We start from the raw sequence: 15,264 nt of genomic DNA, 5'->3' as shown, positions 1-15,264 counted from the left end.
ACCTCCCGGTGGGGTGGGGAGGCGGACCACCCGGCAGGTTTCGGCGGCACCCCCGCCGACCGGTCGCGACCACCCCGCCGACCGGCGGGCCGGGGCGGACGGATCACGCAGGCGGGTTCGCCGAGGGCGGTCAGCTGACCGCCCGGTTCTCCTTGATGAGGGCGTTGGCCACGACGACCACGAGTCCGAGCAGCGCGTCCACCACGCCGATCCGCAGGGCGGAGGCCCAGGTGCGGCCGGCGGCGCGGGCCGCGAGCAGGCCCCAGGTGAACAGCAGGACCACGTTCACGGCGGAGACCACGTACTCGACGCCCTCCGAGGGCCACCATCCCCAGGCCGCGCCGAGCAGGAGGAGCAGCGTCGGTACCGTCGCCGCCACCAGCGGCCACTCGGACATCAGCATCCGCACCCCGGCGCGTACGCCGTGGTGGGTCCGGTCACCGCGCAGGGCGATCAGGTGGGCGTAGCCGTGGGCCAGGGCCGAGGCGGCGGCCGTGACCAGGAGCCACTGGGCGCTGGTCAACCGGTCGGCCGCCGCCGTCTCCCCCTGCTCCGACAGGGCGACCACCATCGAGCTGGCCAGCACCGCCCCGTACACACCCCCGAACAGCACATGGGGACGCGCGGCCAGGCGGCGCAGGGCACGGACGGACTGACGCAGGTGCGAGCCGGGCAGGGCGGGACGGTCCTCGGAGCGGTGCGGACAGCGGCTGCGGTCCCCGGACTGGCGGGCCCATGACCGATCCCACGGTACGAGCACGGCGGGCGCCATCCGCCGAGCCTCGCCCGCCGGCCTGCCGAACGGCCGGAGCGCACCCCCCGAACGGCTGGAGCCGATCCGCCGGGTGTCCGCAGTCGGTGGGTGCTCACGTCACCGCGTACCCTGCCCGGCGTACGGTCGGCGTCAGGCGAACCCGTACGAGCACGTGGGACCCCCGCATGCACGGGGTCGCCGTGCATGGGGACAGCGCAGACGAGAGTGTGAGGCGGACGCCGGTGATCCGGGTAGTGGTGGTGGACGACGAGGCCCTGGTCCGGTCCGGTTTCCGGATGATCCTGAACGCGTCCGACGGCATCGAGGTCGTGGCGACCGCCGAAGGCGCGCGGGCGGCCGACGTGATCCGGCGCGAGCGGCCGGACGTCGTGCTCCTCGACATCCGCATGCCGGACGTGGACGGCCTGACCGTCCTACGGCAGGTCCAGGAACTGCCCGAACCACCGCACGTCGCCATGCTGACCACCTTCGACACCGACGAGTACATCCTCACCGCGCTGCGCTCGGGAGCCTCCGGCTTCCTGCTCAAGGACACCGAGCCCGAGCAACTCGCCCAGCTGGTCCGCACCCTGGCCGCGGGCGGCGTCGTCATGTCGCCCAAGGCATCACGCGCGCTGCTGCGCGGCCACCCGGGGGCCGGAGCGCCCCAGGACGCGGACGTCGCACGCGTCGGCCTCCTCAGCGACCGGGAACGCGACGTCCTCGTCCTGATTGCGGAAGGACTGTCCAACGCCGACATCGGCACCCGCATCCATCTGAGCGCGGGCACCGTCAAGGACCACGTCAGCTCGATCCTGACCAAGCTGCGGGTCTCCGGCCGTGTCCAGGCCGCGCTCCTCGCCGAGCGCGCCGGACTGCTCACCCACAACGACGACAACACAACAGGGGACAGGGGGCGATGAGCACGGGCCGCGCAGTGTGGCGGCGGCTGCCTCCCCGGGCCGTCGACATGGGGCTCGTGGCGCTGGCCGCGCTCGACGCCTGGATCAACCTCCTGGGCGAGGGCACCCCTGTGATGTGGGCCTGCGCCGCCGCGGGCTCCGCCGCCCTGCTCCTGCGCAGGCGCTTCCCGTCGGCCGTCTTCCTGCTGACCCTGCCCATGACCCTGTTCATGGACGTGGCGGTCGCGCCGATCGCCGCCCTGTACACACTGGCCGCGTCCACCCGCAACCGCCCGCTGCTCGCCGGCTGCGCCCTGCTGAACGCCACTGCGGCCACCCTCTTGTGGCCGTTGTCCGACGCGTTCGACGGCGACCGGACCTGGACGCTCGTCCAGTTCGTCTACACGCTGGCCACGGCCTTCGCCCCCGTACTGTTCGGCCAGCTCGTGCAGGCCAGGCACGACGTGGCCCGCCGGCTCGTCGAGGTCAAGGAGGCCCGGGAGCACGAACGCGCCCTGTACGCCCAGACCGTCCTCGCCCGCGAACGAGCCCAGATGGCCCGGGAGATGCACGACGTCGTCTCCCACCAGGTCAGTCTGATCGCCGTCCAGGCCGGAGCCCTGCAGATGGCCGCGAAGGACCCCGACGCCCGCGAGGCCGCCCGCACCATCCGCACCCTGAGCGCGAACACCCTCGACGAACTCCGCCACATGGTCACGCTGCTCCGCGCCTCCGGCGGCAAGACGACCGAGCTCACCCCCCAACCCACCCTCGCCGACCTCCAGCAGCTCATCGCCAACAGCGGCATCGAGGCCACCCTGTCCGGAGAGCTTCCTCCCGGCATCAGCACCACCGCCCAGCGCACCATCTACCGCACGGTCCAGGAAGCCCTCACCAACGTGCGCAAGCACGCCCCCGGAGCCCGCGCCGACGTCCACCTGTGGCACGACGCACACCACTTCGGCGTCACCGTGACCAACACCGCCCCCACCCGCCCGACCGTCGCCCTGCCCAGCGCCCGCCACGGCCTCATCGGCCTGAGAGAACGCGCCGAACTGCTCGACGGCACCCTGACCGCCGAACCCACCCCGGAAGGCGGTTACAGGATCCGACTGCGAGCCCCCGGCCGGCCCGCCTGACCACGAACCAGCCGATGCTCCCGGATGCCTCGACCGGTGGGGGCACCTGGGGCGACCCTGTGACCTGCGTGGAGACCTCGTGAAGAAAATGATCTTGAGGGTTCGCGATGGTTAACTGAACGAATGAAACTCATGTTCGGACGAAGAGGTCGGCTCGCCCAGCTCGCGCTCGGCGCGGCCGTCGCTGCCTCCGTCCTGATCCCGACCCAGCCCGCCCAGGCCGCCTCCGGCCTCGACCCGTTCGCCGCGAACTTCAAGCTCACCCGCGTGGACGGGGACAAGACGGGTCTGATCAACTCCGCCGAGGCCGCCGGTGTCGCCACGGCGTCCGTCACCGATGTCCTGGGCACGCGTACGGGGCGCCCGGGACTGTGTCACGCCACCGCTCTGAACGGCGCCCTCAAGCCCGACGGGTTCTGCTGGGACGACGACGACGACCGGTCCAACTACGCGGACGGCGGCGGTGGCTGGATGCCGCAGGGCTTCTCGGGTTCGCATGCCGCCACCGCCGACGGGCTGTATGCGGGCCGCTCCCTCACCGTCACCTCCTGGTACCACGGCACCTACATGGAGAGCCGCGATCCGAAGACCGTCGAGGACTACGCGAGGGTCACCATCGCGGAGTCGGCCGGCGGCCAGGTCAAGTACGGGCACATCGCGCTCGTGGAGCCGGTCAACGGCAACTTCAAGCCCCTCGAGTACATCTCGCACTCGGACGGCGTCGCCTGGTACGGCAACCGGCTGTTCGTCGCCAACGGCGCGGAGCTCCAGGTCTTCGACCTGACCCGCATGTGGCGCATGAACGACACCACGACCGCCTTCACCCGCCTGGAAGCGGGCAAGACCTCCGCCCGCTTCCACCTCTGGGCGATGCCGCTCGTCGCCCGCTACAGCACCGTCAGCACCGCCGCGGTCGACAACGTCTCCACGGCCTGGGTGAACAACACTCCCCGCGCCTGCGGTCCGTCCGTCAACAACGAGCTGTGCCTCAGCAGCCTGAGCGTCGACCGCTCCGGCGCGACGCCGGCCCTGGTCTCGGTGGAGAACAGGAACGGCGCGGGCGCCCGCATCGTCCGCTGGCCGCTGTCGTCCCTGGGCACCGGCCTTCCCACCACGGTCGCCTCGGAGACCACGGGCTACACCTCCCCCGTGTGGGGAATCCAGGGCACGGCCACGGACGGCACCAACTACTACATGAGCGGCACCTGCCCCACGTACTGGCCGGGCGGCTACTCCTGCATCCACGTGGCCAAGCCCGGCGAGGCGCCGCACGTCCTCACCCAGGCGCCGTGGCTGACCCAGGGCCTGTCCTGGGACCCCCTCGCCAAGCGGCTCTGGGGCGCCAACGAGGCACTGGTGGACTCCAGCGGACCGCGCAGGGTCGTGTTCAACGTCCAGCCCGACGCCGGCAAGCCCGTCGACGGCTGGAGCTGGCTCACCAACTTCCACGTGGCGGGCTCCGTCTGCGCGACGCCCCAGGGCAACGGCACCGCCAACGGCACCCCGATCACGGTGTGGACCTGCACGGGATCGGACGCTCAGCGGTGGAAGTACGAGAACGGCCTGATCGTCCACAGGACGAGCGGCAAGTGCATCACTCCCGAGGCCAACGGCGCCAACACCAACGGGGCGCTGCTGACCCTGTGGACGTGCAATCCCGCCAGTGACGTCCAGCGGTTCTCCCCGTCGGCCGACGGCAGCGCGGTCAACGCCTACGGCAAGGCCATCACGCCCAAGGGCAACTCCCTGGGCAACGGCGTCTGGCTGACCCTGTGGACCCAGGGCAGCCCGACCCCGAACGTCCAGGACTGGGTGGTGAAGGGCTTCTAGTCCGCAACCGCTCCCCGGACACGACGAGGGGCCGGCCCGCACGGGGGCCGGCCCCTCGTCGTCACGACCTCCGTCACGAAGGTCCGGTGCCGGGCAGCCCTGGTTACTCGTGCGTTCCGCACATGCGGAAGGTGACAGCGGCGACTGTCGGGGCTCGTGAGGGGCGTGACAACGTCTTGTCCGTCACCGACCGAGGGAGTGCGCAGTGAACAAGGGGTACGCGGTCTTCTGCGACGCCGACCGTCACTTCTACGACGCGCCGCACCGCCTCGTGTTCGCCGAGGCCGAGAGCGGCTCCCTCTACCGGGCCGCCACCCTCCCCGTACCGGAGGGCTGGACCTCTCACCGGACGGGCGACTGGCTCGCTCTGCGTCCGCTGGACCGCCCGCTCCCCTCGCAGGGCTGGAAGATCCACGTCTCGGCCGGTCTCGACAACGCGGAGGCGGTCCTCGCCAAGGTCCGGGAGTACTGCCTCGGGCAGGACGTCGCCTTCAAGTTCGTCCCCAGCCGCTACCTGCTGCACCAGCGCAACGCCAAGTACGCGGACCGCTCGGCGAGCGGCAAGTTCATCACCGTCTACCCGGCCGACGACCGGGAGTGCGAGCGCGTGGCCGGCGACCTGGCCGGGCTGCTGGACGGCGAGCCCGGTCCGTACATCCTGAGCGATCTGCGGTGGGGCCGGGGCCCCGTGCACCTGCGGTACGGAAGCTTCACCCGCCGCCACTGCTACGACGAGGACGGGGAGTTGCGGCCGGCCCTGGAGGACGGCTCCGGCACGCTCGTACCCGATCCCCGCGGCCCCGTCTTCCACGTGCCCGACTGGGTGACCCCGCCCGCCTTCCTGCTCCCGCACCTCGCGGCACGGGCCGCGGTGACCGTGCGGGACATGCCGTACGAGATCGAGAAGGCGCTGCACTTCTCCAACGGCGGCGGAGTGTACGAGGCCCGGCACCGGTCGACCGGTCGGCGGGTCGTCCTGAAGGAGGCGCGCCCGTACGCCGGGCTGGCCGCGGACGGGGCGGACGCCGTGAGCAGGCTGCACCGCGAGCGCGACGCGCTGGAGAAGCTCTCGGGCCTCGCCTGCACCCCGGAGGTCCTCGACAGCTTCACGATCGGCGACCACCACTTCCTGGCGCTGGAGTTCGTGGAGGGCAAGCCGCTCAACACGTTCTTCGCCCGGCGGCATCCGCTGATGGAGGCCGATCCGCCGGCGGAGAGGCTCGCCGCGTACGCGGAGTGGGCCCTGCGGATCCACGGGCTCGTCGAGCGGGCCGTGGCCGAGGTCCACGCACGCGGAATCGTCTTCAACGACCTGCACCTGTTCAACATCATGGTGTCCGAGGACGAGTCCTCGGTGGTGCTGCTGGACTTCGAGGCGGCCGCGCCCGCTTCGAAGGGCGGTCGCCAGACCGTCGCCAACCCGGCGTTCGTGGCACCGGCCGACCGGCGGGGCTTCGACGTGGACCGGTACGCCCTCGCGTGCCTCCGGATCGCCCTGTTCATCCCCCTCACGAGTCTGCTGGCCGTGGACCGGGCCAAGGCCGCGCACCTGGCGGAGGCCGCCGCGGCGCGGTTCCCCCTGCCCCCCGGTTTCCTGGACGAGGCGGTGCGGGAGATCATGCGCGAGCCGGCCGGTGACCGGCCCGGCGAGGGCGCCGGGGTGCCCGCTCGGCACCCGCACGGCTCCCGGTTCCTGCCCGTGGAGCCGGGTGACTGGCCGGCCAGCCGTGACTCCCTGGTGCGCGCCGTCCTCGCGTCGGCGACGCCCGGCAGGGAGGACCGGTTCTTTCCCGGCGACATCGCCCAGTTCGCCACCGCCGGCGGCGGCATGTCCGTGGCGTACGGCACCGCGGGAGTGCTCCACGCCCTGCGGGAGAGCGGGGCCCCTCGATGTCCGGAGGCCGAGGACAGACTGCTGCGGTACGCCAAGGAACCCGACTCCGGCACGCCGCTCGGCTTCTACGACGGGCTCACCGGCGTCGCGTGGACCCTCGACCGGCTCGGACACACGGCCGCCGCGCTCGAACTGGCCGCACTCGTCCTCGAACAGGACCACGACGCCCTCGCCCCCGACCTGCACGGAGGGACGGCCGGCATCGGCCTCGCCCTGGACGCCCTGGCGACCGCCACCGGCGAGAGCGGCCTGCGCGCGGCGGCCCTCCGGTGCGCCGAGCTGACGGCCCGCCCGCTCCGGACGTCCGCCGGAACGTCGGGGGCGGCGCCGGGCAAGGTGCGCACGGGGTTGCTGCACGGCGGTGCCGGACGGGCCCTGCTGTTCATACGGCTCTACGAGCGCACGCGGGACACCGCACTCCTCGACCTCGCCGCCGAGGCGCTCCACGACGACCTCTCCCGCTGCGTCCGCGGGGCCTCCGGGACCCTGCAGGTCGACGAAGGCTGGCGCACGATGCCCTACCTCGGCGCCGGCAGTGTCGGCATCGGCATGGTGATCGACGACTATCTGCTCCACCGGCACGACGATGCCCTCGACCGGGCCCGCCGCGAGATCGTGCGGGCGGCGCAGGCCACCTTCTACGCCCAGCCGGGCCTCTTCCGCGGCGTCGCCGGAATGGTGCTCCACCTCGCCCGTACGAACCTCGGCGGACCCGGTACGACTCTGGAGGACGTACGCCGCCAGATCGGCTGCCTCGGCTGGCACGGCATGTCCTACCAGGGGCATCTCGCCTTCCCGGGCGAGCAGATGATGCGCCTCTCCATGGACCTCTCCACCGGCAGCGCCGGCGTCCTGCTGGCCCTCGCGGCGGCGCTGGACGACCGCCCGGCGCACCTGCCCTTCCTCCCGCCGCTTCCGCGGCCCCACGAACCGGCCCCTTGACGGGGTCGTCCCGCACCACTGTCCCCACTCGAAAGGAAACGATCATGAACCTGTTCGACCTTCAGTCGCTGGAGACCCCCAAGGACGAGGCCATGGGCGACGTCGAGTCCGGCAGCCGCGCGAGCCTGCTCCTCTGCGGCGACAGCAGCCTCAGCGTGACGACCTGTAACTGACCCGATCCGGCTTCCGGCCCGGCGACCTGAACACGCCGGTGCGGAGTCACGGTGCCCCTGGAGCGCTGCTCCCGGGGCACCGCCCGTCGGGGCCACCGGCTGTCGGCGGCCCCTCGGAAAGGCCGCTCCCGTAGGAGAAGAGAGGGGATCGGATGGCCTCGCCGACCTGTTCCGACCGGCTGCTCCTCGGTGCCGTACGGCACACCTCGGGCCTCACCGCGGCGCTGCTGCTCTGTTCCGTCGTCGGCGCCGCCTGCTCGCTCGCCGTCCCCGCGATCGCCGGCAGGACCCTGGACCTGCTGCTGCGCCACGGGCCCGGGGCGGAGACGTGGCTGATGTGGACCGCCGCACTGCTCGCCGCGGAGATCCTCGCGGAGTCCGGCGCCGTGCTCCTGACCCAGCTCGCCAACGCCCGCGCCACCGCGTGGATCCGGATGCGCGCACTGGCGGGCCTCCTCGGCACCGCACCCCACCGGGCGGCGCCCCACTCGGGCGGTGACGTCGCCGCCCGGCTGTGCGTCAACGCCACGGACAGCGGCTCCGCCCCGGCGGCCCTCGCGACCTCGGTGTCCTCCGTACTCGTGCCGGTCGGAGCGCTCGTGGCCCTGGCGGTCGTGCACCCCTGGACCGCGGTGGTCTTCGCCGCCGGCCTGCCGCTGCTCCTGCTGCTGCTGCGCGCGTTCGCCACCCAGTCCTCCGACTCGGTCGGCCGGTACCAGCGGGCACAGGGCGCCATCGCCGCCCGGCTCGCCGAAGCGCTGGGCGGCGCCCGTACCATCGCCGCCGCCGACACGACCCGCCGCGAGGAGGACCGCGTCCTCGCCCCACTGCCCGAACTCACCCTGCACGGCACCCGCATGTGGCTCGTCCACGGCCGTGCCGTGGCCCGGAGCGGGGTCCTCCTCCCGCTGCTCACCACGGCGGTCGTCGCGGTGGCGGGAACCGGCCTCGCCGCCGGTGACGTCACCGTGGGCGAACTGCTCGCCGTGTCCCGGTACGCGGCGCTCGCCGCCGGGATCGGCGGCATCGCGGCGCCCCTCGGCACCCTGGTCCGGGCCCGCAGCGCGGGCCGCCGCACCGCCGAGCTCGCCCGTCTGGCGCCGATGCCCCACGGCTCCGCCGCCCTGCCGCCCGACGGGCCCGGCGAACTGGAGCTGCGGGGGGTACGGGTGGTGCGCGAAGGCGTTCCCCTGATCACGGACGTGACGCTCACCGTCGACGGCGGGTCGACGGTGGCCGTCGTGGGCCGCTCGGGTGCGGGCAAGTCCACTCTGGCGGCCGTCGCGGGCAGGCTGACCGACCCCGATGCCGGACACGTTCTGCTGGACGGTGTCGACCTGTCCGACCTGGCAGCGGGGGAGCTGCGCGGGGCGACCGCGTACGCCTTCGCACGTCCGGTCTTCGACGGCGGCGCCACCGTCACGATCGGCGCGGCGCTCGCCGCCGGGACCGGGCCCGCGCAGGGCCCCGCCACGGCGGAGAGGGTCAGGGAGGCCGCGACGGCCGCCTGCGCCGACGCCTTCGTCCGGCTGCTGCCGCGGGGGTACGAGACCCCGGTGGACGAGGCTCCGCTGTCCGGCGGAGAGGCCCAACGTCTGGGCCTGGCACGGGCCTTCATCGGCCAGGGGCGTCTGATGATCCTCGACGACGCGACGTCGAGCCTCGACACGGCCACCGAACGGCAGGTGGAACGCGCCCTCGCCGCGTCACCACGACCGTGCACCAGGCTGATCGTGGCCCACCGGGTGTCCACCGCCGCCCGAGCGGACCGGGTGGTCTGGATGGAAGCGGGCCGCGTGCGGAGGACCGGGACTCACCGTCTGCTGTGGGAGGACCCGGACTACCGCGCCGTGTTCACGGCGGAGGCTTCGACGCCGGCGAACCAGGTGGAAACGGTGACACCCGAGCTGAAAGCGGCGACACCCGAGGCGAAGACGTCGACGCCGCCGACCGGCTCGTCGACATCGCCGACCGGAGCGGAGGTGCGCACGTGACAGCGACACCGCGCACGACGCGGGCGAAGGATCCGGCGCAGGCGAAGGAGCCGACGGAGCCGACCGTGACAGTCGCTCGGACGCCCGCTACGGCCCGGGCCTCCGGGGAGGCGCCCACGGCCCGGCGACGCGCCACGGCGCCGATCCGGTCCCTCCTGCTCCGCCGCAAGGGCGTCCTGGGGAAACTGGCGGCATGGTCGGCCGCCGAGTCCGCCCAGACGTTCCTCGGCGGCTACTGCGTGGCCCGCTCCCTCGACGACGGCTTCTTGAAGGGCTCCCCCGCGACAGGACTGCTCTGGCTTGCGGGGGCCGCCGTGGCCATCCTTCTCGGCGCTCCCGTCGTCCGGGGAATCTTCGCGCAACTCCCCCACCTCACGGAGACGTTGCGTGACGACCTCGTACGAGGGTCGGTCGTACGGGCCCTGCGCTCGGCCACCGCCGCGGGCCGCGGCGTGGACACCACCGCGGTGTCCCGGCTGACGAGCCAGACCGAGATCGCCCGGGACAGCTTCGCCGGACTGGTGCTCGCGGCCCGCTCCTTCGTGTTCGTCGCCGTGGGAGCACTCGCCGGACTGGTGTCGCTCGCGCCGCAGTTCCTCCTCGTCGTGATACCTCCCCTGGTGCTGGGCCTCGCCCTTTTCACGGCGTCCCTACGGCCCATGGCTCGGGCCCAGCACCGCTGTCTCGACGCCGACGAGGCCGTCGGCCGGCGCGCCGAGATCACCCGTACCGCCCTGCGCGACATCGTGGCCTGCGGCGCCCAGGAGCCGACCGCCGCGGAGAACCGCCGTGCCGTCGACGAGGCCGCGGCCGCCCAGCGTGCCCTGGCCCGCTGGGCGGCCGTCCGCACGCTCTCCGTGGCGACGGCCGGGCAGCTGCCGGTGTTCCTGCTGCTCGCCGCGGCCCCGTGGCTCCTCCGCCAGGGCGTCACGGCGGGCGCCATGGTGGGGGCGCTCACCTACGTCCTCCAGGCGTTGCTCCCCGCCCTGCACACGCTGATGGCCGTGCTGGGCGCGGCGGGCGCGCGGCTGTTCGTCATCCTGGACCGGCTCACCCGGCCGTCGCCCGCCGCCCCCCCGCCCGCCGCCCCTCCGCCCGCCGCCCCTCCGCCCTCCGCTCCCACGACCGGTCCCCGACGTACGGGCCGGGCGACCGCGGCCGTGGAGCTGCGCCGCGTACGGGCCGCGTACGGACCGGGGGCCCGCGCCGTACTGGACGAGCTCGAGCTGACCGTCGAGCGGGGTGAACACCTCGCGGTGGTCGGTCCGAGCGGCATCGGCAAGTCGACCCTTCTGCACGCGATGGCGGGCCTGTTGACGCCCGAGCAAGGGGAGGTGCGGCTCTTCGGCCGCGCGATCGGGGCCTGCCGGCCGCCGGAGCTCGCGGCCCTGCGCGTGCTGCTTCCCCAGGAGGCGTACGTCTTCACGGGCACGCTGCGGGACAACCTGTGCTACCTGCGGCCCGGCGCCGGCCGGTCCGATGTCGACGGGACCGTGGACGCGCTGGCCCTGCGGCCGCTCGTCGACCGGGTGGGCGGTCTCGACCGTACGCTGACGCCCGACACCCTGTCCCTCGGCGAACGCCAGCTCATCGCCCTGGGACGGGCCCATCTGGCCTTCCCCCCGCTGTTGTTGCTGGACGAGGCGACCTGCCACATGGATCCCGTCGCGGAGGCCACGGCCGAACACGCCCTGCGGGCCCGGCCCGGAACCCTGGTCGTCGTGGCCCACCGGCTGTCGTCCGCGCTCCGGGCCGACCGCGTCCTCGTCCTCGACGGCATCCGTGCCCAGTGCGGCACGCACGCGGAGCTGCTGGAGGGTTCCGCTCTCTACCGCGACCTCATGGGGCACTGGGGCGAGGCGGAGCGGTGAGCCACCCGGGCCGCGGCGACCTCACGCGGCCGCGGGTCAGGTCCACCCGGCGCCCTGGGCGATCCGGATGGCGTCCACACGGTTGCGCGCGCCGACCTTGCGTATGACGCTCGCCATGTAGTTGCGGACGGTGCCCTTGGACAGGAACAGCGTCGCGGCGATCTCGGAGATCGGCGCTCCTTTGGCGGCCAGCGACAGGACACTCAGCTCACGCCGGGTCAGGGGCATCTCCGCGGCCTGGAGGAAGCCGAGCGCCAGCGTGTCGTCGATGAAGCGCTCCCCTCTGGCCAGCCGGTGCACGGCCTCCACCAGTCGACACTTGGAGCTGTCCTTGTCGACGAAGCCGGCCGCTCCCGCCGCGTGAGCCCGTCTCAGCACCCCCGGCCGCTGCCCCGGGACGAGTGCCAAGAGCGCCGAGCGGCCCGCCGCGTCGGCTCCGGGCGAGGGTAAGCAGGCGGTCGCGGGGACGACGGAGGGTGCGGGTACGACGGAGGGTGGCAGACATTCGGCGTCGGCGACGTACACATCCGTCTCCGACCGCTCGGCGGCCGGGCCGTGCGGCCACCGGGGCAGCGAGGCGACCACATGGATCCCGCTCGTCCGCAGCAGTTCCTCGAGCGCGGTGCGCAGGAGCCGTGCCTCGTAGACCACCGTCACGCGTATCATTCCCAGCCCTTCGGTCCTGCGTCGTGCCAGGGGCGCACGACGCGAGCAGCCACCCCCACCCCTCTGCCCTTGGCGCTCCGGCAGGAACGCGTTACCGGGCGCACGGGGGGCGCACTCCGAAGCGTCTCGGCCGGATCCGATCCGTGCCGGCCACGGGGACGCAGGCCGACGACGTGCGGTGCCGACCGGACCGCACGGGGATTGTCCAGATCCCACCCCCGCACGGCGCGCAGAGGGCGCGCTGCCCCCATGCCCGGGCTCTTGTCCGGGCTCTTGTCCAAGGCGCCGATTGCCGCTCCCCCGGCGGCGACGGCATGGCAGGATCACCTCATGTCCCGCCACGTTCCCCGCCTCCGGATCGGTTCGGCCGAGATCATCGCGCTCGCCGACGGCGAGGGCCCGTTCTTCGCGCCGCGCTCCGAGGCGTTCCCCGACGCCACGGCCGCGCAGTGGGCCGAGGCCGACAGCTACGACCCGGGCGCGGTCGACGCCGAGGGACGCTGGCGGCTCCGGTTTCGCGCGTACGCGATCCGCGGCGACAAGGGGCTCACCGTCGTGGACGCCGGCATCGGTCCGGCGGACAGCCCGGCCGGCTCGTGGGCGCCCGTGCCCGGTGTGCTTCCCGAGTCGCTCGCCGCCGCGGGCATCGACCCGGCCGAGGTGGACACCGTGGTGCTCACCCATCTCCACACCGACCACGTCGGGTGGGCGGTCGTGACCGAGGCGGCCGTCCCGTCAGCGGGCGGCGCGGTGGACGGCAACGCCTCGACGAGCGGCCGCCGCCCCTATTTCCCGAACGCCGACTATCTGTTGCAGCGCGCCGAGTTCGACGCCCTCGACGCGCTCAACCCGCAGCTCCGCGAGACCCTCACCGACCCGCTCGCGGCCGCCGGCCGGCTCCGGCTCCTCGACGGGGACACGCCGCTGCGCACCGGGCGCGCCGTCGCCACGCCCGGCCATACGCCCGGACACCAGAGCGTGCTGATCGCCGACGGGCGCGACGTGGCGCTCATCACCGGTGACCTGCTGGTGCACGCGCTCCAACTGCTCCGTCCCGAGCTCGCCTACGCGCACGAGCTCGACCCGGAGGCGGCCAGGCACTCGAGGAAGCGCATGCTCGCGCGCGAAACCGCCACCACGCTGCACCTGGCGACGCCGCATCTGACGGAGCCGTTCATCTCGGCGTGATCGCGGCGGTTCGCGGCCGGTCAGGCCTCGGGGGCGGGTCCGGAGCGCCGCCCTCCGCATCAGCCACCTCGTCCGTCGGTCACCTCCTCGCACCGGGCGCCTGGGACAGGTGCCAGAAATCGGCGTAGCGACCACCGAGGCGCAGCAGTTCGTCGTGGCCGCCCTCCTCGACGATGCGGCCGGCGTCGAGGAAGACGATGCGATCGGCGTGCCGGACGGTGCTCAACCGGTGGGCCACCATCACCACGGTCCGCCCTGCCATCAGGCGCTCGATGCCGGCGTGGACGGCCGCCTCGTTGACGGGGTCCAGCGCGGAGGTGACCTCGTCCAGCAGAACGATCGGCGCGTCCTTGAGCAGCGCCCTGGCGATCGACACGCGTTGGCGCTCGCCGCCCGACAGCCGTGCGCCGCCCTCCCCGACGTCGGTCGCCCATCCGTCGGGCAGCCGCTCGACCACCTCGTCCAGGCGCGCGGCGGCCGCGGCCGCGCGCACCTCGGCGGCGGTGGCGTCGGGGCGGCCCAGGCGCACGTTGTCCTCGATCGTGCCGTCGAAGAGATAGACGTCCTGGAAGACGATGGCGAACTGCGCCATCAGCGCCTCGGCGCCGATCGCGCGCACGTCCGCACCGCCGACGCGCACGGTGCCCGCGTCCACGTCGTAGAACCGTGCGAGCAACTGGAGCAGAGTGCTCTTGCCCGCACCCGACGGCCCGACCACGGCCAGCCGCTGCCCCTCGGGGACGGACAGGGTCAGGTCGTCGAACACCGTGTGGCCACCGTGGCGGAAGGCGACCGACTCCAGCTCCAGGCCATGGCCGAGCTGCTCGACCGGGCCGGGAGCCCGCGGGAGCGGTTCGGTGCGCAGTACGGCGTCGAGCCGGGCCAGTTCGCCGCGTGCGGCGCGCAGCTTGCCGCCGAGGTCGGCCAGGGAGAGCACCGGATCCGCGCAGCGGGCGGCCAGCACCAGGACCGTCAGGAGCTCCGCTGCCCCGATCTGCCCGCCGAGCGCTCGGTACGCCCCCAGGACGAGCACCGCGGTGAAGACCGCCTGCACCGTCAGGGTCAGGCCCAGCACGCCGGGCAGCGCCGAGAGCGTCGAACGGCGGGAGGCGCGCTGGACCTGCCGCAGGGCGTCGTCGAGCAGTCGGAAGCGTTCGACGGTCCGGCCGCCGGCCCGCAGCACCGGCTGGGCCTGGAGATATTCGACGACCCTGGTAGTGGCCTCGCGGTCGCGCGTGGCACGCTCGGCATCCTCCGTCGCCGTCGACCGTCCGGTCAGGACCTGGATCGCCGCCACGAGGGGAACGGCGGACAACGCGGCCACGCCCAACCGCCAGTCGAGGGCGAGGATGACGGCGACGATCGTCAGCGGCGTCACGGCGGCGGAGACGAACGGCGCCAGCAGGTGCGCGACCGAGCTCATCGCCCGCAGCACGCCCTGGCCGGCCAGGACGGACACCTCCCCGACCCGGGCCGTGCCGTACCAGCCGAGCGGCAGCCGGGCCAGGTGGTCTCCGAGCCGGTGGTACACGCCGCGCAGCAGCGCCGTGCCGACGCGGAACCCCGACAGGTCGCTGAGATAGCGCAGCGCAGCGTAGAGCGCCAGCGTGGCCCCGAACGCGCCCAGCCAGGGCCAGGCGCCGTCCGGTGTGTCCCCGAGCAGTGCGCGCAGGACGGGTGCCAGCAGGGCGTACGACAGACCCTCGACGACCGCGGTCGTCGTCATCAGGGCGAGGGTGCGGTGCATCGGGCGGGAGTACTGGTGGCCCAGCACGCGCAGCAGCACGCGGATCATCGAGGTCCTCTCCTTGCCGTTCGAGGAGGGAACGCGGACACGACTCCCGCGGATCCCTCGGATCTTCCGGACCGTGCGTCGTGCGTCGTCACGGCCCGGTCTTCCGGACCGTGCGT

At 73.4% G+C, this 15,264-nt stretch carries 11 protein-coding genes; 8 read left to right on the top strand and 3 right to left on the bottom strand.

Annotation, left to right across the window (positions count from 1 at the left end; all coding sequences use genetic code 11):
- Positions 1 to 130 precede the first annotated feature (130 nt).
- Positions 131 to 676 carry a hypothetical protein gene (locus ACFY7C_RS18165; protein WP_389652727.1) on the bottom strand — a complete coding sequence of 182 codons (546 nt, stop codon included), beginning with the start codon at positions 674 to 676 and terminating at the stop codon, positions 131 to 133.
- A gap of 320 nt (positions 677 to 996) precedes the next feature.
- Between ACFY7C_RS18165 and ACFY7C_RS18160 the strand changes: the two genes are divergently transcribed.
- The 7 genes from ACFY7C_RS18160 to ACFY7C_RS18130 all read left to right on the top strand — a co-directional run bounded on the left by ACFY7C_RS18160 (position 997) and on the right by ACFY7C_RS18130 (position 11,499).
- Positions 997 to 1,677 (top strand): response regulator, encoded by a 681-nt coding sequence (locus tag ACFY7C_RS18160; RefSeq protein WP_389651028.1) that lies wholly within the window; start codon positions 997 to 999, stop codon positions 1,675 to 1,677.
- Positions 1,674 to 2,795, top strand: a complete 1,122-nt coding sequence (locus tag ACFY7C_RS18155) for a sensor histidine kinase (RefSeq protein WP_389651026.1) — start codon at positions 1,674 to 1,676, stop codon at positions 2,793 to 2,795. Before ACFY7C_RS18160 ends, ACFY7C_RS18155 begins: the two co-directional genes overlap by 4 nt.
- Positions 2,796 to 2,927: 132 nt before the next feature.
- Positions 2,928 to 4,625 (top strand): RICIN domain-containing protein, encoded by a 1,698-nt coding sequence (locus ACFY7C_RS18150; protein ID WP_389651023.1) that lies wholly within the window; start codon positions 2,928 to 2,930, stop codon positions 4,623 to 4,625.
- A gap of 205 nt (positions 4,626 to 4,830) precedes the next feature.
- Positions 4,831 to 7,461: a class III lanthionine synthetase LanKC gene (gene lanKC / locus ACFY7C_RS18145; RefSeq protein WP_389651020.1), complete on the top strand. Its 2,631-nt coding sequence runs from the start codon at positions 4,831 to 4,833 to the stop codon at positions 7,459 to 7,461.
- A gap of 44 nt (positions 7,462 to 7,505) precedes the next feature.
- Entirely contained in the window at positions 7,506 to 7,634 is a 129-nt protein-coding gene (locus ACFY7C_RS18140; protein WP_389651017.1) for a SapB/AmfS family lanthipeptide, read from the top strand.
- Positions 7,635 to 7,786: 152 nt separating this feature from the next.
- Positions 7,787 to 9,628, top strand: a complete 1,842-nt coding sequence (locus tag ACFY7C_RS18135; protein WP_389651014.1) for an ABC transporter ATP-binding protein — start codon at positions 7,787 to 7,789, stop codon at positions 9,626 to 9,628.
- 65 nt (positions 9,629 to 9,693) lie between these two features.
- On the top strand, positions 9,694 to 11,499 hold the full coding sequence (locus ACFY7C_RS18130) for an ATP-binding cassette domain-containing protein (RefSeq protein ID WP_389651011.1): 1,806 nt from the start codon (positions 9,694 to 9,696) through the stop codon (positions 11,497 to 11,499).
- Positions 11,500 to 11,535: 36 nt separating this feature from the next.
- On the opposite strand, the gene ACFY7C_RS18125 is transcribed toward ACFY7C_RS18130, so the two are convergent.
- Positions 11,536 to 12,165 carry a LuxR C-terminal-related transcriptional regulator gene (locus tag ACFY7C_RS18125; protein ID WP_389651008.1) on the bottom strand — a complete coding sequence of 210 codons (630 nt, stop codon included), beginning with the start codon at positions 12,163 to 12,165 and terminating at the stop codon, positions 11,536 to 11,538.
- A gap of 330 nt (positions 12,166 to 12,495) precedes the next feature.
- Between ACFY7C_RS18125 and ACFY7C_RS18120 the strand changes: the two genes are divergently transcribed.
- Complete coding sequence (locus ACFY7C_RS18120; RefSeq protein WP_389651005.1) at positions 12,496 to 13,353, top strand: MBL fold metallo-hydrolase; 858 nt, start codon at positions 12,496 to 12,498, stop codon at positions 13,351 to 13,353.
- A gap of 79 nt (positions 13,354 to 13,432) precedes the next feature.
- On the opposite strand, the gene ACFY7C_RS18115 is transcribed toward ACFY7C_RS18120, so the two are convergent.
- A complete protein-coding gene (locus ACFY7C_RS18115) occupies positions 13,433 to 15,148 on the bottom strand; it encodes an ABC transporter ATP-binding protein (protein ID WP_389651002.1) in 1,716 nt (571 codons plus the stop codon).
- Positions 15,149 to 15,264: the final 116 nt, after the last annotated feature.

The sequence above is a fragment of the Streptomyces sp. NPDC012769 genome (assembly GCF_042901205.1).
Taxonomy (GTDB): domain Bacteria; phylum Actinomycetota; class Actinomycetes; order Streptomycetales; family Streptomycetaceae; genus Streptomyces.
This window is presented reverse-complemented; position numbering and strand designations above follow the sequence as displayed.

What these genes read in the sequence shown, in the direction of transcription:
- ACFY7C_RS18155 (WP_389651026.1), top strand. Translation starts at nt 1,674, where the DNA reads ATGAGCACGGGCCGCGCAGTGTGGCGGCGGCTGCCTCCCCGGGCCGTC.
- ACFY7C_RS18120 (WP_389651005.1), top strand. Translation starts at nt 12,496, where the DNA reads ATGTCCCGCCACGTTCCCCGCCTCCGGATCGGTTCGGCCGAGATCATC.
- ACFY7C_RS18140 (WP_389651017.1), top strand. Translation starts at nt 7,506, where the DNA reads ATGAACCTGTTCGACCTTCAGTCGCTGGAGACCCCCAAGGACGAGGCC.
- ACFY7C_RS18115 (WP_389651002.1), bottom strand. Translation starts at nt 15,148, where the DNA reads ATGATCCGCGTGCTGCTGCGCGTGCTGGGCCACCAGTACTCCCGCCCG.
- ACFY7C_RS18135 (WP_389651014.1), top strand. Translation starts at nt 7,787, where the DNA reads ATGGCCTCGCCGACCTGTTCCGACCGGCTGCTCCTCGGTGCCGTACGG.
- ACFY7C_RS18150 (WP_389651023.1), top strand. Translation starts at nt 2,928, where the DNA reads ATGTTCGGACGAAGAGGTCGGCTCGCCCAGCTCGCGCTCGGCGCGGCC.
- ACFY7C_RS18125 (WP_389651008.1), bottom strand. Translation starts at nt 12,165, where the DNA reads ATGATACGCGTGACGGTGGTCTACGAGGCACGGCTCCTGCGCACCGCG.